The organism is Otariodibacter oris, assembly GCF_009684715.1.
GTDB lineage: Bacteria > Pseudomonadota > Gammaproteobacteria > Enterobacterales > Pasteurellaceae > Otariodibacter > Otariodibacter oris.
Genome location: NZ_CP016604.1, coordinates 485,424 through 511,468 on the forward strand (window position 1 = coordinate 485,424; position 26,045 = coordinate 511,468).

Genomic DNA, 26,045 nt, shown 5'->3' on the forward strand with positions numbered 1-26,045 from the left:
TACTTTAGATTAGGGGTTATTATTACTCGGTAAATACTCAATGTACGATTACTTTATTTCATTTTTCGCATTATTTTTTAGATCAGAAAATCAATTGTTTTTGATGTTTGTCAGCGCGTTTTTGAGTGCAACAGTTTTACCAGGAAATTCAGAAATTATCTTTAGTATTTTTTTATCTCAGTATTTGATTATGGGGGATAGTTCATCTTTTATTGTTAGTTTGTTAGTTTGGGCAACACTGGGGAATACCTTAGGTAGTATGACAACTTACTATATTGCTCGGTTTGTTCCTCTTCCTAAACTTCAATCGTCGCATAATTCATCTACAAGGAATGCATTACTTTATACTCAGAAATATGGTATATGGGTATTATTGTTTAGTTGGCTTCCTATTCTTGGTGATATTTTTTGTGGATTAGCAGGGTGGTTGCGCTTTAATGTGCTATATAGTTTACTACTTATTTTTGTCGCTAAAGGATGTCGATATGCTATCCTTCTTTGGGGTGTTTATACTTTCACTCCCGGAATATTATAATGGCTAACTTTTATACGATAAACCGAAAGGAAATAAAATAATGACAAAAAAACTTCCAGAAATTTTATCTGTTTCAACTATCGCTAAAACACGTATCTTTGAGGTTCAATCCGTTGATTTACGTTTTTCTAATGGTGAAGAAAGAGTCTATGAACGAATGACGCCACAACGTCGAGCCTCAGTGATGATCGTGCCTATTCATCATGATCAACTTGTGATGATTAAAGAATATGCTGTTGGTTCAGAGCGTTATGAATTAACGTTTCCTAAGGGATTAGTTGATTTAGGTGAAGAACCTATTGTCAGTGCGAATCGTGAATTGCAAGAAGAAATTGGATTTGGTGCTAATAAGATTGAATCTTTACGGACATTATACAGTGGGCCAAGCCATGGATATGGACTTATGCATGTATTTATTGCTCAAGATCTTTATCCTTCAAAATTAGAAGGTGATGAGCCAGAGCCTTTGGATGTTGTATATTATCCATTATCAGCCATAGATGATATGTTGGCCGATCCTAATTTTGCAGAGTCGAGAAATTTATCCACTTTATTTTTACTCAGAGAGTATCTCAATGCTAAAAAATCCTAAGTTAATTTTATTGGTTTTTCCATTACTGACACAGATTATTATTTCCCTCTTTTTACCTTTTTTTGGGGGGATTAATGCTGATGGGATGTTTGATGTATTTGTATTAGCAACAATACCTGCATTCTTATTTGCTATTGTATGTGTCGTACAGAAGTATCATCAGCGTAATTTAGTACAAATTGCTTTTTTTTCTGGAATGGTGATGTTTTTATATTCAATTATCACTATTTCTGTGTATGCTGATGAGGCAATTTCAGGATGGGGAAACTCATTGGCGATCATTTTATATGCCTTAATGTTTGCACTGCCGAGTAGTGTTTATGCATTGATAATATTGCGTTTATTTTTACCAAAAAAATAGAATCTGTTACTTTTGCTTTAATCTATTTGGCGGTATGATATTTTAGGTAATTTCACTGATGACAAGGATGATAATTTATGCTCAAGCTCGATCAACAATTGGTAGAAAATGTGTTGAAGATTGCTTACCAAGCAGGTGAGCATATTAAATCCTTTTATGCTAATTCTGTGGAAATTCATATTAAAGCCGATAATACTCCAGTGACAGATGCCGACATTTTTGTGAGTAAATTTGTGTCCCAAGCCTTACAAGAATTAACGCCAAATATTCCTATTCTTTCAGAAGAATGTTGCAAAATACCCTTGTCAGAAAGGAAAGATTGGGAAGAATACTGGATTATTGATCCATTAGATGGCACTCAACAATTCATTAATCGTACCGATCAATTTTCTGTTGTCATCGCGTTAGTCCAAAAAAATGTTCCTGTCCTTGGTGTTATTCATGCGCCTATTTTCGATAAAACCTATTATGCGTATGATCAACATGGGGCTTTTCTGATTGAAAATGAGCAAACTTTGCGTTTATCAAACCATGGTAAATCATTGTCTGAAACTAACCGCTTACACGTCACAATTGGGACATCACAATGTCCACAGGTTAAAAAAGCAGTAAGAGCACATTATGATGTTGAATTTATTAAATATGGTTCAAGTAGTTTAAAAGCAGGGTTAGTTGCAGAAGGTAAAGCAGATTGTTATATCCGTTTTGGTGATACGGGAGAATGGGATACGGCAGCAGCCGAAATATTACTTAATGAGTCTGGTGGAGAAATTTTTAACCTTAATTTTGAACCACTTAGCTACAATCAGAGAGAAACTTTTGTAAACCCTTATTTTATGATGGTGTCGAACAAAGATCTTGATTGGAAGCAGATTTTTTCTTTTGATGAATTTTATTAATTAGCCACTTTGATAAAAATATTGCAAAATGGTTAAATAAATTAACAAGCTGTACAAATATAGGAAAATATAATGAACACAGAGAATAATTGTATTGTTATTTTTGGTGCATCAGGTGATTTGACTTTTCGTAAGTTAATCCCTGCACTTTATAATCTTTTTAAAATTGATCGTCTAGGTGACGATTTCTCGGTATTGGGTGTGGCTCGTACTGAAATGGATGATGAAGCATTCCGTGCTAAAATGCGTGAAGCACTTGTTAAATATGAAAAAGCAAGTGGTGATGTTTTAGATAAATTTTGCGATCACTTGTATTATCAAGCTGTTAATACATCTGATGCGTTAGATTATGGTAAGCTTGTTCCTCGCTTAGATGAATTACATAATAAATATCATACTGGCGGAAACACACTATACTACCTTTCTACTCCGCCAAGCCTTTATCCTGTTATCCCAGAATGTTTAGCTGCTCATGGATTAAATACTGAAGAATTTGGTTGGAAACGTATCATCGTTGAAAAACCATTTGGTTATGATATGAAAACAGCTAAAGAATTAGATACCCAAATTCACCGTTTCTTCGATGAACATCAAATCTATCGTATTGACCATTATTTAGGTAAAGAAACCGTTCAGAATTTACTTGTACTACGTTTTTCTAATGGATTATTTGAACCACTTTGGAATCGTAATTTCATAGACTATATCGAAATTACTGGTGCTGAATCTATTGGTGTTGAAGAACGTGGTGGTTATTATGATGGTTCTGGTGCAATGCGTGATATGTTCCAAAACCACTTGCTACAAGTGTTAGCTATGGTTGCAATGGAGCCTCCGGCAATTATCAATGCAGATTCAATGCGTGATGAGGTTGCTAAAGTGTTATATTGCTTACATCCATTAAGCAGTGAAGATGTGAAAAATAATTTAGTATTAGGACAGTATTCCCGTGGCACTGTAGATGGCGAAGAAGTGAAAGGCTACCTTGAAGAAAAAGGCGTGCCAAGTGAATCTAATACTGAAACCTTTATGGCATTGCGTTGTGAGATTGATAACTGGCGTTGGGCGGGTGTACCATTCTATGTGCGTACAGGTAAACGTTTACCAACTCGTGTAACCGAAGTCGTTATTCATTTTAAAACGACACCACATCCAGTATTCAGTCAAAATGCACCAGATAATAAATTAATTATTCGTATTCAGCCTGATGAAGGTATCTCAATGCGTTTTGGCTTGAAAAAACCGGGTGCAGGCTTTGAATCAAAAGAAGTTTCAATGGATTTCCGCTATGCTGATTTAGCATCACCAAGTTTATTAACGGCTTATGAGCGTTTATTACTTGATGCAATGAAAGGTGATGCAACCTTATTTGCTCGTACTGATGCAGTTCATGCTTGTTGGAAGTTTGTACAACCTATTTTGGATTACAAAAATGCGAATGGTCGTATTTATGAATATGAATCAGGTACTTGGGGACCCGCTGAAGCCGATAAATTAATTGCTAAAAGTGGCAAGGTATGGCGTAAACCTAGTGGTGCAATGAAGAAAAAAGTGTAATCACTTCCTTTCATCCCCTCTTTACTGAGGGGATCAATTTAAATAAATTAAGGAATTAAAATGAATAAGGTTATATTTGAAACTGCACAGCTTGCTGTTGAAAAAATTGCACAAGAATTTGTGGAATATAGCAAGCAAGATCGCCCTGTCCATATTTCTCTTTCTGGTGGAAGTACGCCTAAGTTACTGTTTAAAACATTAGCTCAATCACCATTCAATACAGCGGTTAAATGGGAAAATTTACATTTTTGGTGGGGAGATGATCGCATAGTTCCTCCAAGTGATCCAGAAAGTAACTATGGTGAAGTGCAAAAATTATTGTTCGATCATATTCAAATTCCAGAGGAAAACATTCATCGTATTCGTGGTGAGGCGAACGTTGAAGATGAGTTAGTTCGTTTTACCAAAGAACTGGATCTTGTGCCTAACCATCAATTTGACTGGATCATTTTAGGGATGGGCGGTGATGGACATACAGCATCATTATTCCCTCATCAAACCGATTTTAATGATCCGAATTTAGCTGTAATTGCGAAACATCCAGAAACAGGACAAATTCGTATCTCTAAAACGGCAAAATTAATTGAGCAAGCTAAACGTGTTACTTATCTCGTTACCGGTGCAAGTAAAGCTAATATCTTGCAAGAAATTGCAACAAAGGATGCAAAAGATCTACCATATCCAGCCGCTAAGATCCAATCTAAGAATGGCATTACGGAATGGTATTTGGATAGGGATGCAGCTGAGTTAATAACTGAATAATTATAGTTTTCTACTAATAATAGTATTGGGGATATACCATGAAAAAATTATTTGTTACGCTATTCGCTTTTGTTTTAGTTGCTTGTAGCTCAGGCGTTACTTTGAATCAGGCTTCCCGAGATATGCCCAAAGGGCAAGTTGCTATAGGATTAGAGGTGGTATCGACGTCAAGTCTGGTCTCTGATGGCATTTTGCTTGCGGCAGTTAAAGTTTCAGGATCTGCTGTAACAAAACAGTTAGTTGAACTTGTTGCTGTTGATAATATGGCTGTTGGAATTTTTGGAAAGAGCCAAGCACTAAATAAGGTAACGGTAATCTATGCCTTAGAGCATGCTGAAAAAATAGGTCAAAATGTTCATTTATATATGGCTGGTAGTAGTGAAACAGATAAAGCAGAGCTAGAAAAATCAGCAAGTCAAAAAAATATAGCATTACATTATTCTTTAATTTAATCGAATTTAAAACTCAATAGGAGAAAAAAATGTCACAAAAAGGCGATATCGGTGTTATCGGATTAGCGGTAATGGGTCAAAACCTCATTCTTAATATGAATGATCACGGATTTAAAGTGGTTGCATATAACCGTACAACATCAAAAGTCGATGACTTTTTACAAGGCGCAGCAAAAGGAACAAATATTATCGGGGCTTATTCACTTGAAGATTTAGCAAGTAAATTAGAAAAACCTCGTAAAGTGATGTTAATGGTACGTGCAGGGGATGTTGTTGATCAATTTATTGAAGCACTACTTCCACATTTAGAAGAAGGCGATATTATTATTGATGGTGGTAACTCAAACTATCCTGATACAAACCGTCGTGTAAAAGCATTAGCAGAAAAAGGAATCCGTTTTGTCGGTTCTGGTGTTTCTGGTGGTGAAGAAGGAGCAAGACATGGACCTTCAATTATGCCTGGTGGGAATGCTGAAGCGTGGCCATATGTAAAACCTATTTTACAAGGCATTGCAGCGAAAACAGATAAAGGCGAAGCATGTTGTGATTGGGTCGGTAAAGAAGGTGCAGGTCACTTTGTTAAAATGGTACACAATGGTATCGAATATGGAGATATGCAACTTATCTGTGAAGCTTACCAATTCTTAAAAGATGGCTTAGGTTTAAGCTATGAAGAAATGCAAAGCACTTTCGAAGAATGGAAGAAAACAGAATTAGATAGCTATTTAATTGATATCACAACAGATATTTTAGGCTACAAAGACGAAGATGGTCAGCCATTAGTGGAGAAAATCCTTGATACAGCAGGCCAAAAAGGGACTGGTAAATGGACTGGTATCAATGCATTAGATTTTGGTATTCCATTAACATTAATCACTGAATCTGTATTTGCACGTTGTGTATCTTCATTCAAAGAACAACGTGTTGATGCTTCAAAATTATTCAACAAAACGATTGGTAAAGTTGAAGGCGATAAAAAAGTTTGGATTGAAGCAGTGCGTAAAGCATTACTTGCATCTAAAATTATTTCTTACGCACAAGGCTTTATGTTAATTCGTGAAGCATCAGAAAACTTTGGTTGGGATATTAACTATGGTGCAACAGCATTGTTATGGCGTGAAGGTTGTATCATTCGTAGCCGTTTCTTAGGTAATATCCGTGATGCGTACGAAACTAATCCTGACCTTATTTTCTTAGGTTCAGATCCATACTTCAAAAATATTTTGGAGAGCGCCTTAGGTGACTGGCGTAAAGTGGTAGCTAAATCTATTGAAGTGGGTATTCCTATGCCTTGTATGGCATCTGCAATTACATTCTTAGATGGTTATACATCTGAGAGAGTACCTGCAAACTTACTACAAGCACAACGTGACTACTTTGGTGCCCACACTTACGAACGTACAGATAAACCTCGTGGTGAATTCTTCCACACAAACTGGACTGGTCGTGGTGGTAATACTGCATCAACAACTTATGATGTTTAAGCCTTACCTAATTATCTAATTTAGATAACTGATGAAAAGCTGAGCTATTATTTCTAAATAGCTTGGCTTTTTTTATTGCCTTTTGTTCTATTTAATAACATTTTATTATCAGAAATAATCGCATTTGTAATGAAAATAGTTCTCAATGCTATTGAAAAAATTATTTTATTTAGTATTATTTATTCACAAAATTTTACCAAATTTTACATATTGTAAACATTTCAAGTTGTTAAAGAGAATCATATATGAAATTATCAAAAATTTATATTGCACTGTTTACAGTGGCTCCAGTCATTGCATTTGCAGAAGATATGGATCAACTTAGTCAAATAGATGTAGTTGCATCACGTGATCCGAGTGTTTATGCAGAATCAGCAAATAAAATAGTTAAAGTGACCGCTGATCAAATTCGTTCACAACAAGCAGCTAGTGTCGCGGATACATTAAAAAATATCGCCAATGTTGATATTCAGGATGGTGCAAGAGCTATTGCACAAAAACCAAGAATTCGTGGTTTAAGTGATGTTCGAGTTGCTCAAGTTATTGATGGTGTTAAGCAGACGTTTAATTTAGAACATAGAGGTTCTTATTTTATTCCCCTTTCCCTTGTACAAGAAATTGAGGTAATTAAGGGACCAACAAGTACATTATGGGGGAGTGGTGCTTTAGGTGGTGTGGTTGCAATGAAAACTCCTAGTGCATTAGATTTGTTAAAACCGGGTAGAAGCTTTGGTGTTAAAGCTCGTCAAGGTTATCAATCTGCCAATGACTTATCTGAAAGTGAACTTTCTGCTTTTGCTGCCAATGATAAATTTGATTTCTTAGTAAGTGGTTACTACTACGATGGTAATAACCTTCGTTTAGGTAAAGGCGATAGATTACCCGATAGTGGTTATACTCAAAAAGGTGGTTTTGCAAAATTTGGCTGGCAAATTGATGATGCAAACCGCTTAGAATTGTCACATCGCTCGAGTATTCTTAAACAGATTGCACCAAGTAATAATGAGACTGAGCGTGAATTCACTTATGATGATATTACAAGTAGAATTCGTGCGTGGCATAGTGCAAATCCATGGGATAGAAATGATCCAACGTATATGCCGAGAATGTTAGCATTTTATGGCGGATTAACGAGTACTTTTGGTAGTGTAAACTTTTTATCAAAACAAAAGATCACTGATCAAAATACCACACTGAATTATTATTTTAATCCTGCGGATAATGCTTATATTGATTCACAAATTACCGCTTTCCATAATAGAACGGAAGAAAAAGAAGAAAGACTGGTAAATGGTTTAAATGACAAGACTAAAGCAACTTCTTCAGGTGTAAATCTTCGTAATAGTTCTGATCTTGGTTGGTTGAGTATGACTTATGGTGTTGATTTCAGTAGAGATAAGGTCACAACTCAACGTGAGAAAAATAATACAAGTAATGATGGAAGATATCGTCCAAATCCTTATGATGCAAAATCAAATAATGTTGGTGTTTATTTACTCACACATATTCCATTATTAAATGATACTGTGATTTTATCACCAAGCATTCGTTATGATTATTTTAAAACGAAAGGAACAACGGACGGTGAATATAGTAAATACAGTGACCATCGTTGGTCTCCAGCTACAGCATTAACATGGAAACCAACAAACTGGTTAGATTTAACTGCTCGCTATACTGAGGCATTTAGAGCTCCATCTATGCAAGAACGATTTATTAGTGGTTCTCACTTTGGAATGGGGGAAGGGCAACGAGCTACAAACAATATATTTGTTGTGAATCCAAACTTGAAACCTGAAACAGCAAAAAATAAAGAAGTGAATGCAAATGTTCATTTTGATAATGTCCTTATCCAAAATGATAAAGTTGTGTTTGATGTGACTTACTTCCAAAATGATGTGAAAAATTTCATTAACTTAGATGTATTTAAAGCCACACCAAGAGAAACTATTCCAAGTCGTTCACAATATAAAAATATCAATAATGCTCGTTTGAGAGGGGTTGAAGTAGAAGGTAGTTATCAAACAGATCGTTTAGCGGTAATTGCTAGCTATGGTTTAACTCGTGGTAAAGATAAAAATACTGGTGAAGCATTACAAAATATAGGCGCAGATAAAGTATCGCTTGCTGTGAATTATGAATTGTTACCAGATCAATTAACGGTAGGTTCAAGAGTTACTCATTATGCGAAACAAAAGAGAGTACCTGAGAATTATGCTCTGACTTATGGTAGCTATACTCTAACGGATCTTACTGCAACTTATGCCCCTCAAAATGGGATGTTAAAAGATCTCCGTGTTGACTTTGCTATTGAAAATCTCTTTGATAAGAAATATAGACCTGCATTTAGCTTCATGGACGGTGTAGGTAGAAATGTTAAAGTGAGTCTTGCCTATAATTTCTAAGTACAATATCAATTTTATTGGATATTCATAGACTGATATAAAATAACCTGATAGATGTTCTATCAGGTTATTTTTTTATATGATAAATATTACTTAACAATATTATTATTTCGGGTACTGACAGATTTTCCAGTAGAGTTAGAAGTAATCTCAAAATCTTTAAATTCGCTAGAAGAATTGCCAACAAAGAAATGACGATATTCACTTACCCACATAGCTGATGCACCGCATACTGCAACAGGCATAGCGACTAGGTTTAAGAATGGAATCATGGTAAATAAACTGACTAAAATCCCAAAAGTAAAATTCATCATTCTTTTTTCTAAAAGGGCATTACGCATACGCTGAAAACTGATTTTATGATTATCAAATGGATAGTCGCAATATTGAATAGCGATGAGCCATGCACCAAAGATAAAAGTCACTAAAGGGATAACACTTTGTCCTAAGGCAGGGACAAACCCAAGTAGAAATAATGCAATAATACGAGGAATGCTATACCACATTTTTTGCCACTCCCGTTTTAGCATTCTTGGGACATCTTTAAGCATATCAGCCATACTCATATCTGTTAAATTTTCACCAGTCAGCTGTTGTTCTACTCGTTCCGAAAGTAGAGCATTAAAGGGGGCTGCAATAAAATTGGCTAATGTGGTGAAAGTAAAATAGAACACCACTAGTATCATCAGGAACATGAGAGGAATTAGAATAAAACTTAGCCATTCTAACCAACTTGGTAAAGCTGTATCTAGCAATTGACCTACATTAGCAAAAAATAGCCAGACAAGCCCTCCCATAACAATGGCGTTAATTAAAATGGGAAATAAGACAAAAGGTAGGAGCTTTTTTTGTAATAATAGGCGCCAACCATATACAAAATAATGGAAGCCAGCGCTGATTTGATTTTCGGGTTTTGAAAATTGTGGATAAGACATAATTTACCTTTTAGATTTAATGGTGTTACTCAAAATTTGATAATATGGTAAGCTATAGAGCAAGTTTTCGTAAAGGGTGAAAGATCAATTTCGCCAATTATTTTAGCAAAGAGGACAAAATGGAAACGCATATTCTTTTCTTTATTTTAGCAGGATTACTCATTGCAATTTTAGTCGGCTATAGTCTATGGTCTGCTCGCCGTGAAAAATCACGTGTTTTTTCAAATACATTTTCAACCCGTCCGCCATCTACACCAATTAACACTAATTTAGACGTAGATATACCAAATTTTAATCGACAACAAGGGAATGATTCTGTTCAGAATTCAGCACATCCAATTACTGGAGATTTTACCCAAACTCAGCAAGAAGTAGAAAATAGCATTAAAAATATTCGAATCAGTTTACCAGAAGAAGATATGGCACCTAATGCTAGAGCTACCTCTCCCTTTGCAGAACAATCACAAACAAGTTTTTTTGAACAAAATAATACTCAAAATTATATGGAAAATGCCTACATGGAACAACTACAACCAGTAGAGCAGGATTATGTCGCACAACCTCAAGTAGATGGGTACATACAAAATGAGCAAGCTACCTCAGAGCCTTATGATGAAGTTACTCAGCAAAATGAAAATGAGTCAGATAATTCCAATATCATTAGCTTATATGTTGTGGCTGCAGAAGGACAGCAATTCCAAGGGAATGACATCGTCCAGTCTTTAGAAGCCCTTGGCTTCCATTATGGTGAATATCAAATTTTCCATCGTCATTTAGATAATATGACAAGCCCCGTGTTATTCAGTGTAGCGAATATGATGCAACCAGGGGTATTCGACTTAAATACCATGGATCAATTCAGTACCGTAGGGCTTGTGTTCTTTATGTATTTACCATCTGCAGGTAATGATTTAGTAAACTTGCGTTTAATGATTCGTACCGTTGAACGTTTTGCAGAATCAATGGATGGCTTTATCCTAGATGAGAATCGACAACTCTTTGATGAAAATGCTAGAGAAGATTATCTATTACGAGTCAAGATGCCAAACTAATTATTACAAAATATAATTAAAATCTGACCGCTTGTAAGCGGTCTTTTTTATCGAGAAATTTACTATGCCAAAGTTAGACAACGTTAAACAAAAACTAGAAGAAATAAAAACGTTATTAAGAAAATATGAATACCATTATCACGTATTAGATAATCCATTAGTGACCGACTCAGAATACGATCGGGTCATGAATGAATTAAAAAATATTGAATGGCAACATCCTGAATTAATTACCAATGATTCGCCGACTCAACGAGTGGGTGCAAAACCTTTAGATGGCTTTGCACAAATCAAGCACGAAATCCCAATGCTTTCTTTGGATAATGCATTCTCTAATGAGGAATTGGATGGATTTTTACGCCGTATTGAAGATCGTGTGATCATTGATAGTTCAACCATTGAATTTTGCTGTGAGCCTAAGCTTGATGGGTTAGCTGTGAGTATTCTTTATGTAAATGGCGTTTTAACGCAAGCAGCCACTCGCGGTGATGGCAGTACAGGGGAAGATATTACCGCCAATATTCGTACCATCCGAAATATTCCGCTTAAATTACATAGCGATAATCCGCCCGCTCGTTTAGAAGTGCGTGGCGAAGTATTTATGCCACAACAAGGCTTTGACGCATTAAATGAAAAAGCCTTAGCGAAAGGTGAAAAAACCTTTGCTAATCCGAGAAATGCGGCAGCAGGATCGTTACGTCAATTGGATCCGAAAATCACTCGTCAGCGTCCGTTAATGTTAAATGCGTATGGAATTGGTATTTATGAAAGTGATGATGAATTACCGCATACTCATTTTGATCGCTTGCAATGGTTAAAAACACTCGGTATTCCGGTCAATAATGAAATTATTTTAGCTAAGGGGCGAGATGAATTATTAGCTTTTTATCAGAGTATCCAAGAAAAACGTAGCTCGCTTGGTTACGATATTGATGGTACAGTATTAAAAGTAAACGATATCGATCTACAAGAAAGATTAGGCTTTATTTCTAAAGCACCACGTTGGGCGATTGCCTATAAATTCCCCGCTCAAGAAGAAATGACAATTTTAAATAGCGTTGAATTTCAAGTGGGAAGAACGGGAGCAATCACACCAGTCGCTAAATTAGAACCTGTTTTTGTGGCAGGTGTGACAGTAAGTAATGCAACCTTACATAATGGCGATGAAATTGAGCGCTTGGGTGTTGTGCTAGGCGATACCGTTATTATTCGCCGTGCGGGTGATGTTATCCCTCAAATTACTGGTGTTGTATTGGAGCGACGTCCAAAAAATGCAGAAAAAATCAAATTTCCAACCGCTTGTCCTGTGTGTGGTTCTGCGGTGGTACGAGTTGATGGTGAAGCTGTTGCTCGTTGTACAGGTGGCTTAATTTGTGCAGCACAACGTAAAGAAGCGTTAAAACATTTTGTTTCACGCAAAGCAATGGATATTGATGGGGTAGGTGAAAAATTAATTGAACAATTAATGGAAAAAGAGTTGATTCATACGCCTGCGGATTTATTCAAATTAGATCACGCAACCTTAGTTCGATTAGAACGTATGGGTGAGAAATCAGCGAATAATGCATTAGAGAGTATCGATAAATCAAAAAATACCACGCTAGCACGTTTTCTTTTTGCCTTGGGGATCCGTGATGTCGGGGAAACCACAGCACAAAATTTAGCAAATCATTTTGGTACATTAGAAGCGATTCGCCAAGCAGATATTGAGCAATTAAAAAATGTGCAAGATGTGGGGGAGGTGGTTGCTAATCGTCTTTTCCAATTCTGGCAAGAACCTCACAATGTGGAAGTGGTGGAAGATTTAATTGCGCAAGGCGTACATTGGCAAGATGTGGTTAAACAAGAAATTGCCGATAATCCATTAAAAGATAAAACAGTCGTACTAACGGGAACATTGACCGAACTTACGCGAGATCAAGCAAAAGCAATGTTGCAACAGCTTGGATGCAAAGTCGTAGGCAGTGTATCAAGCAAAACCGATTACCTTATTGCAGGCGAAAAAGCGGGATCAAAACTGACTAAAGCGCAAGAATTAGGTATCAAAATTTTAACTGAACAAGATTTTATTCAACTAGCGGGGTTATAAAGATGGCAGATCCACATATTAAATCACCAATGGACAGCTGGGATTACCTGACTGTTATTTTATATCGTATGGGCTTTGTGCTTTCAACTATTATGGTTGCACTTATTCCATACAAAGCGGATATCGCACAATATGGACTTTTAGTTGGTGGCGTAATGATGGCATCCTCATTGCATCTCTATATGAAAAGTTTCCGTTTCCTCTTTCAGTTTGCATTATGGGTCGGTCTACTTTGCCAAATCTTTAATCTGCCTGAATTAGCGTTAGGTGCTGTGTTTTTTACCCTTGGCGGATTATGTTACAAAGAATATTTTTGCTTTAAAGTCATCGGATTAAATTTTCAACCTGTACTATTGGCGATTTTATGGTTTGCCATTGTTTTAGAATGGCAAATAGCGGTTATCGTATTAAGTGCAATTAGTGCCTTACTATTATTAGTTTTATCCGTACAAAAATGGCGTATGCCATTACATTTTGATATTGGCGATAAAACCAAATATCAAATCTAATTTATTGATTTTATATCACAAACAAGCGGTGACATTGTATTAATAATTTGCAAATTAATATAAGTAAGTGACCGCTTATTTATTGGAATATTGAATGGAAAATACCTATTATCGAGGGCGATTTTCAGTTGCCCCAATGCTTGATTGGACGACTCGACACTGTCGCTATTTTCATCGTCAATTCACTCAACATTCTTTGCTGTATAGTGAAATGATTACCGCCCCTGCGATTTTGCACGCCAAATATGATTTATTAGCTTATGATCCAGCGGAAAACCCTGTTGCTTTACAATTAGGTGGCAGCGATCCTGAGCAATTGGCAACTTGTGCAAAATTAGTCGAACAACGTGGTTATGCAGAAATTAACCTAAACGTAGGTTGTCCATCTGATCGTGTTCAGAATGGGATGTTTGGTGCGTGTTTAATGGGTAATGCCGATTTAGTCGCTCGCTGTGTTGAAGCAATGGTGAATGAGGTATCTATCCCTGTTACAGTCAAACACCGTATTGGCATTGATGATTTGGATAGTTATGAGTTTTTATGTAATTTTATTGAGAAAATTCAACCTTATTGCCGTGATTTTATTGTTCACGCACGCAAAGCTTGGCTTTCTGGTTTAAGTCCTAAGCAAAATCGTGAAATTCCACCTTTAGATTATGAACGTGTTTATCAATTAAAACGTGATTTCCCTCACTTAAATATTTCGATCAATGGCGGAATTAAAACCATTGATGAAATTAAACACCACTTACAATTTGTTGATGGCGTAATGGTGGGACGAGAAGCCTATCAAAATCCATCACTATTAGGGGAAATTGACCAAGCGTTATTTGATGAAAATTCACCTATTATTACTGCTAAACAAGCGATTGAGAAAATGTTTCCTTATATTGAACAAGAATTGTCAAAAGATGTTCACTTAAATCATATTGTTCGTCATATGATTGGATCATTTCAGCAATGTAAAGGGGCTAGACAGTGGCGTCGCTATTTAAGTGAAAATGCTTATAAGCAAGGTGCTGGAATTGAAGTAATCGAAAAAGCATTGAGCTTTGTTGAAGCTAATTAGTTTGTTAGCGTTATAAGAAAAAAGGTGAATTGATTAAGCAATTCACCTTTTTTGTTTAAATCTAAACTTATGCTAAATTTTGTAAAAATGCAGCTAAGTTTTGAGCGCCAACTTGTTGAGCAACCACTTCACCATTTTTGAAAATGAGTAAGAATGGGATACTACGCACGCCAAATTGTGCTGGGATTTGTTGGTTTTCATCAACATTCATTTTTACGATACGTGCTTTATCGCCAACCTGTGCAGATAACTCATCTAATACTGGACCGATTGCACGACAAGGACCACACCAAGGTGCCCAGAAGTCTAGTAACACTGGAACGTCCGATTTTAATACGTCTTGCTCAAAGTTTGCATCAGTTGTGTGAATTACATTACTCATAATTTTTCCTTTTTAATAGATATAAAACAAATCCAATAAAGACTTGTTAATAAGATTCCTACAAGATAGTGATTTATATCCGACTTTTCAAGTAGGAAATATCTATAAGTTTGATTATTTTTCTTTTACTTCCGCTTTTTCGTGAGGTAAAACTAAATTTAAGATTAATGCAAGTAATGAACCTACCGTAATTCCTGAACCTAAAATTTCTTGTAAAAACTCAGGGAGTTTATGAAGTAATTCAGGGCGAGTGGTTACCGCTAAGCCACAACCAATAGAAATAGCCATAATTAATCCATTACGTTTGCTACGTTCTACTTTATCTAACATTTGAATTCCGGCTGTGATGATCATAGCAAACATCATTAACCCTGCACCACCCAACACTGGCATTGGAATTGAAACAACTAATGCTCCTAGTACTGGGAATAATCCTGCAAGAACAAGCAATACTCCCATTGTTGTCACAACATAACGGCTTGCTACGCCAGTAAGTGAAATTACACCGATATTTTGTGAGAATGAAGAGAATGGTGTCGTGGACATAATCGCCGCAAAAGCTGAACCTAAACCATCACATAACACCCCACCTCTTAAATGTTTACCTGTGATCTCTGTATTAGTTGCATTGCCGAGTGCGAGAAAGTTTCCGCTAGATTCAACAATCGTTACTAAGTAAGCAATACTCATACCAATGATGCCGGAAATAGGGAAACTTAAGCCGAAATGGAACGGTTGAGGTAGAGCAAATAAATTCGCATTTTCCACATTAGAAAAATCGATCCAACCAAGTGCTAAAGCAACAACGTAACCGACCATGATACCAATAACGATAGCTGCGGCTGCGAAAATCCCTTTTCCCCATTGTACAAGCACAACGACGATAACAAGCACAAAGGTTGCCATAGCAAGATTAGCAGGATCAGCATAATTCGGATCTGTTTTTTGTCCACCTGCGAACCAATCCACAGCAACAGGAATTAAACTTAAACCAATGATCATCACAACCACACCCGTCACAACAGGTGGGAATAATTTTCGAACATACGGCATGAAGAAACTACCGATAATCATCACTAAAGAGCCGACAAGAGAAGCACCTAAAATACCCGATACACCTTCATTGAAACCAATGGCCAAAGCAGCAGCTACGAAAGTAAAACTTGTTCCCATTACGCTAGGTAAGCGTAAACCGATAATACCAATACCTCGGCTTTGAATAATGGTCACCACACCAGAGACCAATAATGCTGCATTAACTAATACGATAGTGTCTTCCGCAGGGAGTTTTAATACATTCCCAATGACAAGTGGTACGGCAATAATTCCACCTAAAGCGGCAAGAAGATGTTGAGCTGCTAACAGTAATGTAAGCCCAAAAGGTGGTTTATCATTAATGGAATAAAGAAGTTTTTGCATAATTTTTTAATGTTTATTTGATTGAAAATTAAAATGAGAGAAGGGGGCGAATTATAGAGTTTTTTACGTATTAGGCAATCGTTTGCCCAAATAATCATTGAATTATTTGCAATATTTTTTTACTAACAAAATAATTAAAGATTGAATCTAGCCAAAAGTAACGTAAATAGGTACAATCAAACGCTTGCATTTTTATCTTTTAAAAATGTAAATTCATTTTTTTCTTGGAGAGAACTATGTCGTGGAATGAATCAGGCAATCAGCAAGATCCTTGGGGTAAACCAGGGCAGAAAAAGCCTGAACAGGAAAACAAAGGCTCGGATCAGCAACCAGAGCAAGAGCCAAAAGGAAAGCAAACTGGACAACAACCACCTGATTTAGAAGAAGTGTTTAATAATTTATTAAAAAAATTAGGTCGTAATGGAGGCAATGGTTCGAACGGTAACAATCGTGGTAATCAAGGTCCTTCACAATTTTTATCATTTGGAAAAATTTTGCCAATAGCTGTTGTGATTGGTGCAGTTATTTGGGCTGGATCGGGTTTTTATACTATCCAAGAGGCTGAAAGAGGTGTTGTTACTCGTTTTGGTAAGCTCAATGAGATCGTTTTACCAGGTTTAAACTGGAAACCTACTTTTGTAGATAAAGTGATCCCAGTGAATATTGAACGAGTTATGGAATTAAAAACGAATGGTTCAATGTTAACCCAAGATGAAAATATGGTACTTGTTGAAATGACAGTACAGTATAGAGTCGATGATCCTGCTAAATATTTATTTAGTGTTAATAATCCAGATGACAGTTTAAAACAAGCAACAGATAGTGCTTTACGCTATGTTATTGGTCATATGACAATGGATGATGTATTAACAACAGGACGTGCAGTTGTAAGAGAAAGAACTTGGACTGAGTTAAATAATATTATTAAAACGTATGATATGGGTTTACTTGTTACAGACGTGAACTTCCAATATGCACGACCGCCAGAAGAAGTGAAAGCTGCCTTTGATGATGCAATTAAAGCACAAGAAGATGAACAACGTTTAATTCGAGAAGCAGAAGCTTATGCTCGAGGTCAAGAGCCTATTGCTCGTGGACGTGCTCAACGCATTCTTGAACAAGCTAGTGCATACAAAGAGCAAGTTGTATTGAATGCCGAAGGGGAAGTAAATCGATTTATTCAATTACTCCCAGAATATAAGGCATCGCCAGAAATTCTAAAAGAACGTTTGTATATTCAAGCGATAGAAAACGTAATGAAGAATACGCCTAAATTGATGATGGATGGCGCAAGTAGTAATAATCTTACGGTATTACCGATTGATAAATTGATGCAACAATCATCAGGTAATGGGGAATCAGACGCGTCTGCACAATCACAGCAATCTGTGCCACAGCCGATGCCTGCCCAAAGAAGTACTCCTGTACGAACAGAGCCTGTACCACCTAGACCTGTTCAAGAAGTTGAACCTGTACGTAAAGGGAGATTTTAACGATGCGTAGATTTTTATTACCTATTATCATTGTGGTTGCATTTATTCTGTTTCAATTAATTATTGTTGTACAGGAAGGGCAACGTGGGATCATGTTACGATTTAATAAAGTACAACGTGATGCTGACAATAAAGTTGTAGTATATGAGCCAGGTTTGCACTTTAAAATTCCTTTTGTGGAACAGTTAAAAGTATTAGATGCTCGTATCCAAACATTAGATGGACAAGAAGATCGCTTTGTTACTGTTGAGAAGAAAGACTTATTAGTTGATTCTTACGTAAAATGGAAAATCAGCGATTTTGGACAATTTTATACCTCAACAGGTGGCGATTACTTAAAAGCATCTGACCTTCTTCGTCGTAAGGTGAATGACCGCTTGCGTTCAGAAATCGGTTCTCGCACGATTAAAGATATTGTTTCAGGTTCGCGTGGTGAATTGATGGCAGGCGCACAGAAATCATTAAATACAGGTGAAGATGGTGCTGAACGTTTAGGTATTGAAGTGGTAGATGTTCGTGTTAAACAAATTAATTTACCAAACGAAGTTTCTTCATCTATTTACCAACGTATGCAAGCTGAACGTGCTGCAGTTGCTCGTGAACACCGTTCACAAGGTGAAGAAAAAGCTGAGTTTATTCGAGCTGAGGTTGATAAAAAAGTTACATTAATTCTTGCAACAGCAAATAAAACTTCCGATGAACTTCGTGGGGCTGGTGATGCAGAGGCTGCTAAAATTTATGCGGATGCATTTAATCAAGAACCAGAGTTTTATAGTTTTGTGCGTAGCTTAAAAGCTTATGAGGCAAGCTTTGCCGAAGGTAAGAATAACTTAATGATATTAAAACCAGATAGCGGATTCTTCCGCTTTATGAAAGCACCTACAGAATAGGTATATGCGAAAGACCCGAGTAATCGGGTCTTTTACATTTTGTGGTTGTGATCAAGCGGTCACTTTAAGTAAAAGATTAACAAATTATAGTCTAATAGAATTAACTAACAACTAACTCAAGAGGCATTTATTATGGGTAAAAGTGTTGCTGTACTTGGCGCTCAGTGGGGCGATGAGGGCAAAGGTAAAATTGTAGATTTATTAACGGATCGTGCTAAATATGTGGTTCGTTATCAGGGTGGCCATAATGCAGGTCATACTCTAATTATTAATGGGGAAAAAACAGTTTTACGTTTAATTCCATCCGGTATTTTACGTGATAATGTGACTTGCTTGATTGGTAATGGTGTTGTACTTTCACCAACGGCATTAATGCAAGAAATGGGAGAGTTAGAGTCTCGCGGTATTAACGTACGTGATCGCTTAAAAATTTCTGAGGCGTGTCCGTTAATTTTACCTTACCACGTTGCTATGGATCACGCTCGCGAATCTGCATTAGGTAAGAATAAAATCGGTACGACTGGTCGTGGTATCGGTCCAGCTTACGAAGATAAAGTCGCTCGCCGTGGATTACGTGTTAGCGATTTATTTAATCGTGAAGTGTTTGCAGAAAAACTTAAAAAAATTCTAGAGTATTACAATTTCCAACTTGTTCACTACTACAAAGTTGAGCCTGTTGATTATCAAAAAACATTAGATGAAATTTTTGCGATTGCAGATATCATCACAGGTATGGTTGCTGATATTACGACTCTTCTACATAAAGCTCGTGAAAACGGTGACAATATTCTATTTGAAGGTGCTCAAGGTACAATGTTAGATATTGACCATGGTACTTATCCGTTCGTTACTAGCTCAAATACTACTGCTGGTGGTGTTGCGACAGGTTCAGGTTTTGGTCCTCGTAATTTAGATTACGTATTGGGTATCATTAAAGCCTATTGTACTCGTGTTGGATCGGGTCCATTTACGACCGAATTATTCGATGATATAGGTACAGAAATTGCACGTAAAGGGAATGAATTTGGTGCAGTAACAGGACGACCTCGTCGTTGTGGATGGTTTGATGCTGTTGCAGTTCGTCGTGCAATCCAAATTAACTCTATTTCAGGTTTCTGTATGACGAAGTTAGATGTATTAGATGGGTTTGATGAGCTAAAAATCTGTGTTGCTTATAAAATGCCAAATGGTGAAATTGTTGAATATGCACCAATGGCTGCAGCAGATTGGGAAGGTGTTGAGCCAATTTATGAAACATTACCTGGTTGGTCTGAAAATACTTTCCGCGTAACTTCACTGGATGATTTACCACAAAATGCGATTAACTATATTAAACGCATTGAAGAAGTGTTAGGTGTTCCAGTTGATATTCTTTCAACTGGTCCAGATCGTGTTGAAACAATGATTTTAAGCGATCCATTTGCTGAGTAGTAACAGTAAGTTGAAACAGTTTAAAGGGCGAAAGTAATTTCATCCTAATTTTTAAACAGTTTTGATAACTTACTCCAATAAAAAACCGCCAAGATTGGCGGTTTTTTATATTAACCTAAAGGTGATTATTGATTGATAACACCTGGTTGTAACACAATGTGTTTCACTTCTAGATATTCATTGATACTTGTCATACCGCGTTGACGGCCTACTCCACTTTGTTTGTAGCCACCTTCTTCAAATTCATCACGCATAACAACCCAATCATTAATCCAGATTGTACCAGCTTCAATTTCACGAGCAACACGTAATGGACGATCAACATCTCTTGTCCAAATACTTGCAGCTAAACCGTATTCAGTTGCATTCGCTTTTTCAACAGCTTCACGTTCTGTTTCAAATTCTTCTAGCACTAATACAGGACCAAAAACTTCTGATTGAACTATATCTGCTTGGCTATCGTTAACTTCTAATAATGTAGGACGATAGAATGCACCTTTAGTTAATTCGCCTTCAGTGTAAGGACCTCCACGAACTAATGCTTTTGCACCTTTTGCAATCGCATCTTCTACCATACCATTAACACGTTCAACGCTTCGCATGTCAATTAAAGCCCCCATGTCATATTGAGGATCCATTGCAGGGCCAACTTTTACTTTAGCTAACTCTTCTGATAAGCGTTTACGCACTTCGTCCGCAACACCTTTTTGTACTAAAATACGGCTACCTGTCATACAGAATTGGCCTGAGAATACAGTTAATGCTTTCACCGCTTTAGGAATTAACGCATCAATATCCGCATCATCAAATACGATTAATGGTGTTTTTCCGCCAAGTTCTAAGCTAAGGCGTTTGAGATATGGAGCACTTTCTTTTTGTAATGCACGTCCAGTACTAGTGCTTCCTGTGAAGCTGATAACAGGAACCTCAGGGTGAGTAACTAAAGGTTCTAAAACTTCATGACCACCTGTTACCATATTAATTACGCCTTTTGGTAATGATTTTACACTAGCTAGAATTTCAGCGATTAAACCATTAGTTAAAGCAGTTTGATCTGGCATTTTTAATACAGTTGTACAACCAGCTGCTAAAGCAGGTGCTAATGAACGAATTAATAATGCAAGTGGTGAGTTCCAAGGTGTACTGATACCAACTACACCAACAGGCTCTTTAACTAACATAGAGTATTTACCTGCTCCCCATTCTGCAGCACGTCCATAATCTGTATAGATTGTTGCAGCAGAAAAATATAAACCAGGTTTTACGAATTCTGTTTCAAAACTTGCTTCTGCAAACAACTTACCATTCTCTGTAGCGATCATTGTCGCTAAGTCTTTTTTACGTGCTTCAAAAGCTTCTGCCATTTCTAATAAAACTTGATGGCGTAGTTCACGATTGGTTTTCCAATCTGTATTAGCAAATGCTTCTTGTGCTGCTTTAATTGCTAATTCTGCTTCTTCTTTACCACCTTTAACGTAGGTACCAAGTACTTCACCTGTAGAAGGGTTAGTTGTTTCACGAGTTTTGCCTGTATTAACCCATTCACCGTTAATCCAATGTTGTGCATGATTTTGTGATGCCATCTTTTTATTCTCCGATTTAATTTATCTGATTTTACTGGTATTTATCACATTTAATACTTACCAATACTCTGTTAAATAAAACTTGATTTTACAAAAATTTAACAAAATATTTTCATAAAATCAAACTTTATTTAATATACCACCTAGACCATCTCACTATGGGAAAGTTCCTATGATATTTGGGTTCCTAAATTGGATTTCATATCACAGACCTAGTCTAAGGCTTCATATATGCTTGATAGGATAACTTTTTAAGCACTATTAAGTCAATTTTTTAAATAATTATTTTTAAAAATAAATATTTATTAATTATTAGTAAATTATAAATTTCCTATGAGTATATTTATAGAATGTGGTTTAATCATCATTGTAGATAAAATGTTCTATAAAAAGGTATTAAATTTTGATAATTGGAATCATTATTTGAAAATTTTAATACAATTTTGTAATGAAGATTTAACATTTAAGCCTTACTAGAAGTTGTGTAGAATAAGCTGTGCAGTATTATTACCACGCATTCCTGTAGCTTAAAATTGCAAACACGTTTTTTGATAAAAGCAGAATAGACTGGTAACTGGTAAGAGCTAGATGAACTACTCTTAAAAATAGATATCAAAGACTTATTATTAAACTCACAACAAGTAAGGTATGTATGAAAATTAGATTTTTAGGACAAAACTGTTTTTTATTTAACTATAACAATAAATTAATTTTATCAGACCCTTTTTATAACTTTCAAAAGGATAAATCAGGTTTTGATATCAATGCTCAGAAAGTTGATTATGTATTGATTACTCACGCTCACGAAGACCATATCACAGATGTAGAAGAAGTTTTACAGGTTCATCCGGATGCTACAATCATAGGTCAGCCCGAAGTTTGTGGCTATTTTAATCATGTGAAGCAAGTCGATTTAAACATAGGTGGTTCTTATCAAATTGGTGATTTAAAAATCGCAATGGTCAGTGCAACCCATACAAGTTCTTTTCCTGATGGTAGATATGGTGGTGTACCGGCAGGTTATGTATTTCAGTTCCCGAATAAAAATTTATATTTAGCGGGAGATACTGGATTAAATAAAGATATGGAATACTTAACGCCTATCTTTGGAGAAATTACAACAGCAATATTGCCAATTGGTGGGCATTATACATTAGATGCTAACTTAGCAAGTTTTGCAGCCAAAAAGTTAATAAAAACCCAAAAAGTCATTGCTTGTCATTTTGATACATTTCCGCCAATAGCAATCAATCATCAAGAAGCAAAAGAAGTTTTTGCTGCAAATGATATTGAACTCATTTTACCAAAAGTAGGAGAAGAAATTCAGTTTTAATAGTGAGGTAATTATTTTTAGTATAGTTATTACAAAGCAGAGATACAGCTTCACTAATTGATCAGAAACTTTTATTTATGGAAGTTTGAAGGGGTAATTCTATTAACATAATGAAAAAGAACTTCACCAACTAATAGTTTTTGTAACATTATTTTCAACATTTTATCTTACGAGAGTGTCATAGCGATTAAAAACAGCTCGGATCTGATCTATGATTGATATTTAATGCTTAAGCTCTACTGGAAATAGTGTAAAATGTGTTGACTATATAACATTAATAATTTAAGAGGAACAGAATGAAGAGAGTTGTTATTACAGGATTAGGGGTTATTTCCAGTATTGGTAATAATAAAGAGGAAGTTTTAGATTCCTTACGTAATGGAAAATCAGGTATAGAGTTTGTCCCATCTTTCCAAGAAATTGGAATGCGTAGCCAGATAGCCGGCACAATTAAATTAAATCCAGCAGAGCTTATAGAGCGTAAAATTTATCGTTTCATGGGAGATGCTGCAGCTTATGCTTATCTTTCAATGAAAGAAGCAATTGAAGATTCTGGATTGACAGAAGATCAAGTGTCGAATGATCGTACTGGATTAGTAATTGGTGCGGGAACAGGATCTGCTCATAGTCAACTGGTAGCTTGTGATGCTGTTCGTGGGCCACGAGGTGTTAAAGCTATTGGACCTTATGCTGTAACAAAAACTATGGCATCAAGTGTTTCAGCATGTTTGGCAACTCCTTATAAAATTCGTGGTGTGAATTATAGTATTAGTTCTGCTTGTGCAACATCTGCGCATTGTATTGGTCATGCGATGGAACTTATTCAATTAGGCAAACAAGATATTGTTTTTGCTGGTGGAGCAGAAGAACTTTCTTGGGAATGTGCAACAGAATTTGATGGTATGGGGGCTGTTTCAACAAAATATAATGATACGCCAGAAAAAGCTTCACGTGCTTATGATGCAAACCGTGATGGTTTCGTAATTGCGGGTGGTGGTGCAGTAGTTGTTGTTGAAGAATTAGGACATGCATTAGCACGTGGTGCAAAAATTTATGCAGAAATTGTTGGCTATGGTGCTACATCAGATGGGTATGATATGGTTGCACCGAGTGGTGAAGGTGCGGTGCGTTGTATGAGACAAGCTCTTGCAAGTGTTGATGGTGAGATTGAATATATTAACGTACATGGTACATCCACTCCAGTTGGTGATGTAAAAGAGTTAGAGGCAATTCGTGAAGTATTCCCTGATGAAACACCGGCAATTTCATCAACAAAATCTATGACAGGCCACTCTTTGGGGGCTGCTGGGGCTCAAGAAGCAATTTATTCATTACTAATGTTAGATAATGGCTTTATTGCACCAAGTATTAATATTGAGACCCTAGATGAAAAAGCACAAGGGATGAATATTGTGACTGAGCGTCAAGATAAACCATTAAAAACAGTGATGTCTAATAGTTTTGGATTTGGTGGAACAAATGCATCTTTAGTCTTCCAAAAATATACGGGATAATTACTTTTGGGCTTATAGAGAATAAAACGTGGATTTTTCCACGTTTTATTTTATGTATAAAATTATTTTAGTGATCTATTTGGTAATTTTAAATTAAGTATATTTTATAAGCGGTGAGTTGTTCCTTATTTTTTGTAAAATTAAGGGAATAATCAGTTGCTTTTTTGTGAGATACTATGCAAACATCAAGTTCTACTTTTCGTATTTTATTAACAATAGCTGCCATTGTGATTATTCTTGCGGGAATAAAAATGGCTACTGAAATTGTTATTCCTTTTTTACTTTCCTTATTTATTGCCATTATTTGTTCTCCGATTGTGAAATCAATGACAGATAGAAAAATCCCTCTTTGGCTTGCGATTGCATTACTTTTTGTCTTGTTTGCCATAGGTTTTACATTCTTGTCAGGGCTCATTAACAGTACGATCAAGGAATTTACCGCCTCTATTCCTTCTTATAAGATTTTATTGTCTGAGCGTATTTCATTATTGTTGGATTTTGCAAAGCAATGGAATATACCTATTGATATATCAGAAGATTCCATTATGAATGAACTTGATCCAAGCAGAATTATGAATTTTGTCAGTCGTTTATTACTGAGTTTTTCTGGAGTGGTTACTGATATTTTTGTTTTATTACTTGTTGTTGTCTTTATGTTATTTGAAGCACCGACCGCTAAGCACCGATTAGCCGTTGCATTAAGTGGTAATGAAGATACTGAGTTAAAAGAAAATAATATCAATAGAGTATTAGAAGGTGTGATTAGCTATCTTGGTGTAAAAACAATAGTAAGCTTATTAACCGCAGCTTGTATTTGGGTTATGTTGGTACTTCTTGATGTCCAATACGCAGTGCTATGGGCAACACTGAGTTTTCTTTTAAATTATATTCCTAATATAGGCTCAATTCTTGCGGGTGTACCCATTATTGTACAAGCTCTTTTATTGAATGGATTTTCTATTGGATTTGGCGTGGCAATTGGGATTATCCTTATTAATATGGTTATAGGAAATGTATTAGAGCCTAAAATGATGGGACGAAAACTTGGGCTGTCAACGTTAGTTGTATTTTTATCATTATTATTTTGGGGATGGATTTTGGGGACAGTCGGAATGTTATTGTCTGTTCCTCTCACAATGGCATTAAAAATTGCTTTAGAATCAAGCACAACCACAGTACGTTATGCATTATTACTAGGAGATGTTTCAGAAGAAAGGCTGACATTGCATGATAAATCTTAGCACAGGTATATGTGGTAAATAGTTATATTGTTTCTCTAAAGAGAATAATCTTTTTATA

Annotated in this window: 23 protein-coding genes; 19 read left to right on the plus strand and 4 right to left on the minus strand. The window is 36.1% G+C overall.

Going from position 1 to position 26,045, the window contains the following annotated elements; translation table 11 throughout:
- The first annotated feature begins 40 nt into the window (after positions 1-40).
- The 9 genes from A6A10_RS02295 (at position 41) to A6A10_RS02335 (ending at position 9,047) form a co-directional block, all read left to right on the plus strand.
- Positions 41-535, plus strand: a complete 495-nt coding sequence (locus tag A6A10_RS02295; protein ID WP_121123431.1) for a YqaA family protein — start codon at positions 41-43, stop codon at positions 533-535.
- Between the two features lie 40 nt (positions 536-575).
- On the plus strand, positions 576-1,127 hold the full coding sequence (nudE, locus tag A6A10_RS02300; protein WP_121123433.1) for an ADP compounds hydrolase NudE: 552 nt from the start codon (positions 576-578) through the stop codon (positions 1,125-1,127).
- Positions 1,111-1,488: a hypothetical protein gene (locus A6A10_RS02305; protein ID WP_121123435.1), complete on the plus strand. Its 378-nt coding sequence runs from the start codon at positions 1,111-1,113 to the stop codon at positions 1,486-1,488. Before nudE ends, A6A10_RS02305 begins: the two co-directional genes overlap by 17 nt.
- Before the next feature lie 77 nt (positions 1,489-1,565).
- Positions 1,566-2,387, plus strand: a complete 822-nt coding sequence (cysQ, locus tag A6A10_RS02310; RefSeq protein ID WP_121123437.1) for a 3'(2'),5'-bisphosphate nucleotidase CysQ — start codon at positions 1,566-1,568, stop codon at positions 2,385-2,387.
- Positions 2,388-2,459: 72 nt separating this feature from the next.
- A complete protein-coding gene (gene zwf / locus A6A10_RS02315) occupies positions 2,460-3,944 on the plus strand; it encodes a glucose-6-phosphate dehydrogenase (RefSeq protein ID WP_121123439.1) in 1,485 nt (494 codons plus the stop codon).
- Positions 3,945-4,004: 60 nt separating this feature from the next.
- Entirely contained in the window at positions 4,005-4,706 is a 702-nt protein-coding gene (gene pgl / locus A6A10_RS02320) for a 6-phosphogluconolactonase (protein ID WP_121123441.1), read from the plus strand.
- A 38-nt stretch (positions 4,707-4,744) separates the two neighbouring features.
- Complete coding sequence (locus tag A6A10_RS02325) at positions 4,745-5,158, plus strand: hypothetical protein (protein WP_121123443.1); 414 nt, start codon at positions 4,745-4,747, stop codon at positions 5,156-5,158.
- Between the two features lie 29 nt (positions 5,159-5,187).
- A complete protein-coding gene (gnd, locus tag A6A10_RS02330; RefSeq protein WP_121123445.1) occupies positions 5,188-6,642 on the plus strand; it encodes a decarboxylating NADP(+)-dependent phosphogluconate dehydrogenase in 1,455 nt (484 codons plus the stop codon).
- A gap of 245 nt (positions 6,643-6,887) precedes the next feature.
- Positions 6,888-9,047, plus strand: a complete 2,160-nt coding sequence (locus tag A6A10_RS02335) for a TonB-dependent hemoglobin/transferrin/lactoferrin family receptor (protein WP_121123448.1) — start codon at positions 6,888-6,890, stop codon at positions 9,045-9,047.
- 89 nt (positions 9,048-9,136) lie between these two features.
- Here A6A10_RS02335 and cysZ read toward each other — a convergent pair whose 3' ends face one another.
- Complete coding sequence (gene cysZ, locus A6A10_RS02340) at positions 9,137-9,982, minus strand: sulfate transporter CysZ (RefSeq protein ID WP_121123450.1); 846 nt, start codon at positions 9,980-9,982, stop codon at positions 9,137-9,139.
- Between the two features lie 119 nt (positions 9,983-10,101).
- Here cysZ and zipA point away from each other — a divergent pair, with 119 nt between their 5' ends.
- The 4 genes from zipA to dusA all read left to right on the plus strand — a co-directional run bounded on the left by zipA (position 10,102) and on the right by dusA (position 14,701).
- On the plus strand, positions 10,102-11,034 hold the full coding sequence (zipA, locus tag A6A10_RS02345) for a cell division protein ZipA (protein ID WP_121123452.1): 933 nt from the start codon (positions 10,102-10,104) through the stop codon (positions 11,032-11,034).
- A gap of 64 nt (positions 11,035-11,098) precedes the next feature.
- Positions 11,099-13,123, plus strand: a complete 2,025-nt coding sequence (ligA, locus tag A6A10_RS02350; protein ID WP_121123454.1) for an NAD-dependent DNA ligase LigA — start codon at positions 11,099-11,101, stop codon at positions 13,121-13,123.
- A gap of 2 nt (positions 13,124-13,125) precedes the next feature.
- Positions 13,126-13,632 carry a DUF2301 domain-containing membrane protein gene (locus A6A10_RS02355; RefSeq protein WP_121123456.1) on the plus strand — a complete coding sequence of 169 codons (507 nt, stop codon included), beginning with the start codon at positions 13,126-13,128 and terminating at the stop codon, positions 13,630-13,632.
- 94 nt (positions 13,633-13,726) lie between these two features.
- Positions 13,727-14,701, plus strand: coding sequence for a tRNA dihydrouridine(20/20a) synthase DusA (gene dusA / locus A6A10_RS02360; protein ID WP_121123458.1), 975 nt, complete (start codon positions 13,727-13,729; stop codon positions 14,699-14,701).
- A 67-nt stretch (positions 14,702-14,768) separates the two neighbouring features.
- On the opposite strand, the gene trxA is transcribed toward dusA, so the two are convergent.
- Together trxA and A6A10_RS02370 are read right to left on the minus strand one after the other, a co-directional pair.
- On the minus strand, positions 14,769-15,083 hold the full coding sequence (gene trxA / locus A6A10_RS02365; RefSeq protein WP_121123460.1) for a thioredoxin: 315 nt from the start codon (positions 15,081-15,083) through the stop codon (positions 14,769-14,771).
- 114 nt (positions 15,084-15,197) lie between these two features.
- Positions 15,198-16,502, minus strand: a complete 1,305-nt coding sequence (locus A6A10_RS02370; RefSeq protein ID WP_121123462.1) for a nucleobase:cation symporter-2 family protein — start codon at positions 16,500-16,502, stop codon at positions 15,198-15,200.
- A gap of 236 nt (positions 16,503-16,738) precedes the next feature.
- Here A6A10_RS02370 and hflK point away from each other — a divergent pair, with 236 nt between their 5' ends.
- The 3 genes from hflK to A6A10_RS02385 all read left to right on the plus strand — a co-directional run bounded on the left by hflK (position 16,739) and on the right by A6A10_RS02385 (position 20,316).
- On the plus strand, positions 16,739-17,995 hold the full coding sequence (hflK, locus tag A6A10_RS02375; protein ID WP_121123464.1) for an FtsH protease activity modulator HflK: 1,257 nt from the start codon (positions 16,739-16,741) through the stop codon (positions 17,993-17,995).
- Between the two features lie 2 nt (positions 17,996-17,997).
- A complete protein-coding gene (hflC, locus tag A6A10_RS02380; RefSeq protein ID WP_121123466.1) occupies positions 17,998-18,885 on the plus strand; it encodes a protease modulator HflC in 888 nt (295 codons plus the stop codon).
- Positions 18,886-19,017: 132 nt separating this feature from the next.
- Positions 19,018-20,316, plus strand: a complete 1,299-nt coding sequence (locus A6A10_RS02385) for an adenylosuccinate synthase (RefSeq protein WP_121123468.1) — start codon at positions 19,018-19,020, stop codon at positions 20,314-20,316.
- Positions 20,317-20,441: 125 nt separating this feature from the next.
- Here A6A10_RS02385 and A6A10_RS02390 read toward each other — a convergent pair whose 3' ends face one another.
- Complete coding sequence (locus A6A10_RS02390) at positions 20,442-21,899, minus strand: aldehyde dehydrogenase family protein (protein ID WP_121123470.1); 1,458 nt, start codon at positions 21,897-21,899, stop codon at positions 20,442-20,444.
- 652 nt (positions 21,900-22,551) lie between these two features.
- Between A6A10_RS02390 and A6A10_RS02395 the strand changes: the two genes are divergently transcribed.
- The 3 genes from A6A10_RS02395 (at position 22,552) to A6A10_RS02405 (ending at position 25,987) form a co-directional block, all read left to right on the plus strand.
- Complete coding sequence (locus A6A10_RS02395) at positions 22,552-23,232, plus strand: metal-dependent hydrolase (protein WP_121123472.1); 681 nt, start codon at positions 22,552-22,554, stop codon at positions 23,230-23,232.
- Between the two features lie 296 nt (positions 23,233-23,528).
- Positions 23,529-24,746, plus strand: a complete 1,218-nt coding sequence (gene fabB, locus A6A10_RS02400; RefSeq protein WP_121123474.1) for a beta-ketoacyl-ACP synthase I — start codon at positions 23,529-23,531, stop codon at positions 24,744-24,746.
- Positions 24,747-24,922: 176 nt separating this feature from the next.
- Positions 24,923-25,987 carry an AI-2E family transporter gene (locus tag A6A10_RS02405; RefSeq protein WP_121123476.1) on the plus strand — a complete coding sequence of 355 codons (1,065 nt, stop codon included), beginning with the start codon at positions 24,923-24,925 and terminating at the stop codon, positions 25,985-25,987.
- Positions 25,988-26,045: the final 58 nt, after the last annotated feature.

Bases quoted from the DNA above. Each gene is read 5' to 3' on its own strand.
- A6A10_RS02370 (WP_121123462.1), bottom strand. From the start codon at position 16,502: ATGCAAAAACTTCTTTATTCCATTAATGATAAACCACCTTTTGGGCTT.
- A6A10_RS02395 (WP_121123472.1), top strand. From the start codon at position 22,552: ATGAAAATTAGATTTTTAGGACAAAACTGTTTTTTATTTAACTATAAC.
- A6A10_RS02385 (WP_121123468.1), top strand. From the start codon at position 19,018: ATGGGTAAAAGTGTTGCTGTACTTGGCGCTCAGTGGGGCGATGAGGGC.
- trxA (WP_121123460.1), bottom strand. From the start codon at position 15,083: ATGAGTAATGTAATTCACACAACTGATGCAAACTTTGAGCAAGACGTA.
- nudE (WP_121123433.1), top strand. From the start codon at position 576: ATGACAAAAAAACTTCCAGAAATTTTATCTGTTTCAACTATCGCTAAA.
- A6A10_RS02325 (WP_121123443.1), top strand. From the start codon at position 4,745: ATGAAAAAATTATTTGTTACGCTATTCGCTTTTGTTTTAGTTGCTTGT.
- pgl (WP_121123441.1), top strand. From the start codon at position 4,005: ATGAATAAGGTTATATTTGAAACTGCACAGCTTGCTGTTGAAAAAATT.
- gnd (WP_121123445.1), top strand. From the start codon at position 5,188: ATGTCACAAAAAGGCGATATCGGTGTTATCGGATTAGCGGTAATGGGT.
- cysQ (WP_121123437.1), top strand. From the start codon at position 1,566: ATGCTCAAGCTCGATCAACAATTGGTAGAAAATGTGTTGAAGATTGCT.
- dusA (WP_121123458.1), top strand. From the start codon at position 13,727: ATGGAAAATACCTATTATCGAGGGCGATTTTCAGTTGCCCCAATGCTT.
- A6A10_RS02305 (WP_121123435.1), top strand. From the start codon at position 1,111: ATGCTAAAAAATCCTAAGTTAATTTTATTGGTTTTTCCATTACTGACA.
- A6A10_RS02405 (WP_121123476.1), top strand. From the start codon at position 24,923: ATGCAAACATCAAGTTCTACTTTTCGTATTTTATTAACAATAGCTGCC.
- A6A10_RS02335 (WP_121123448.1), top strand. From the start codon at position 6,888: ATGAAATTATCAAAAATTTATATTGCACTGTTTACAGTGGCTCCAGTC.
- zipA (WP_121123452.1), top strand. From the start codon at position 10,102: ATGGAAACGCATATTCTTTTCTTTATTTTAGCAGGATTACTCATTGCA.
- cysZ (WP_121123450.1), bottom strand. From the start codon at position 9,982: ATGTCTTATCCACAATTTTCAAAACCCGAAAATCAAATCAGCGCTGGC.
- zwf (WP_121123439.1), top strand. From the start codon at position 2,460: ATGAACACAGAGAATAATTGTATTGTTATTTTTGGTGCATCAGGTGAT.
- hflC (WP_121123466.1), top strand. From the start codon at position 17,998: ATGCGTAGATTTTTATTACCTATTATCATTGTGGTTGCATTTATTCTG.
- fabB (WP_121123474.1), top strand. From the start codon at position 23,529: ATGAAGAGAGTTGTTATTACAGGATTAGGGGTTATTTCCAGTATTGGT.
- A6A10_RS02355 (WP_121123456.1), top strand. From the start codon at position 13,126: ATGGCAGATCCACATATTAAATCACCAATGGACAGCTGGGATTACCTG.
- A6A10_RS02390 (WP_121123470.1), bottom strand. From the start codon at position 21,899: ATGGCATCACAAAATCATGCACAACATTGGATTAACGGTGAATGGGTT.
- ligA (WP_121123454.1), top strand. From the start codon at position 11,099: ATGCCAAAGTTAGACAACGTTAAACAAAAACTAGAAGAAATAAAAACG.
- hflK (WP_121123464.1), top strand. From the start codon at position 16,739: ATGTCGTGGAATGAATCAGGCAATCAGCAAGATCCTTGGGGTAAACCA.
- A6A10_RS02295 (WP_121123431.1), top strand. From the start codon at position 41: ATGTACGATTACTTTATTTCATTTTTCGCATTATTTTTTAGATCAGAA.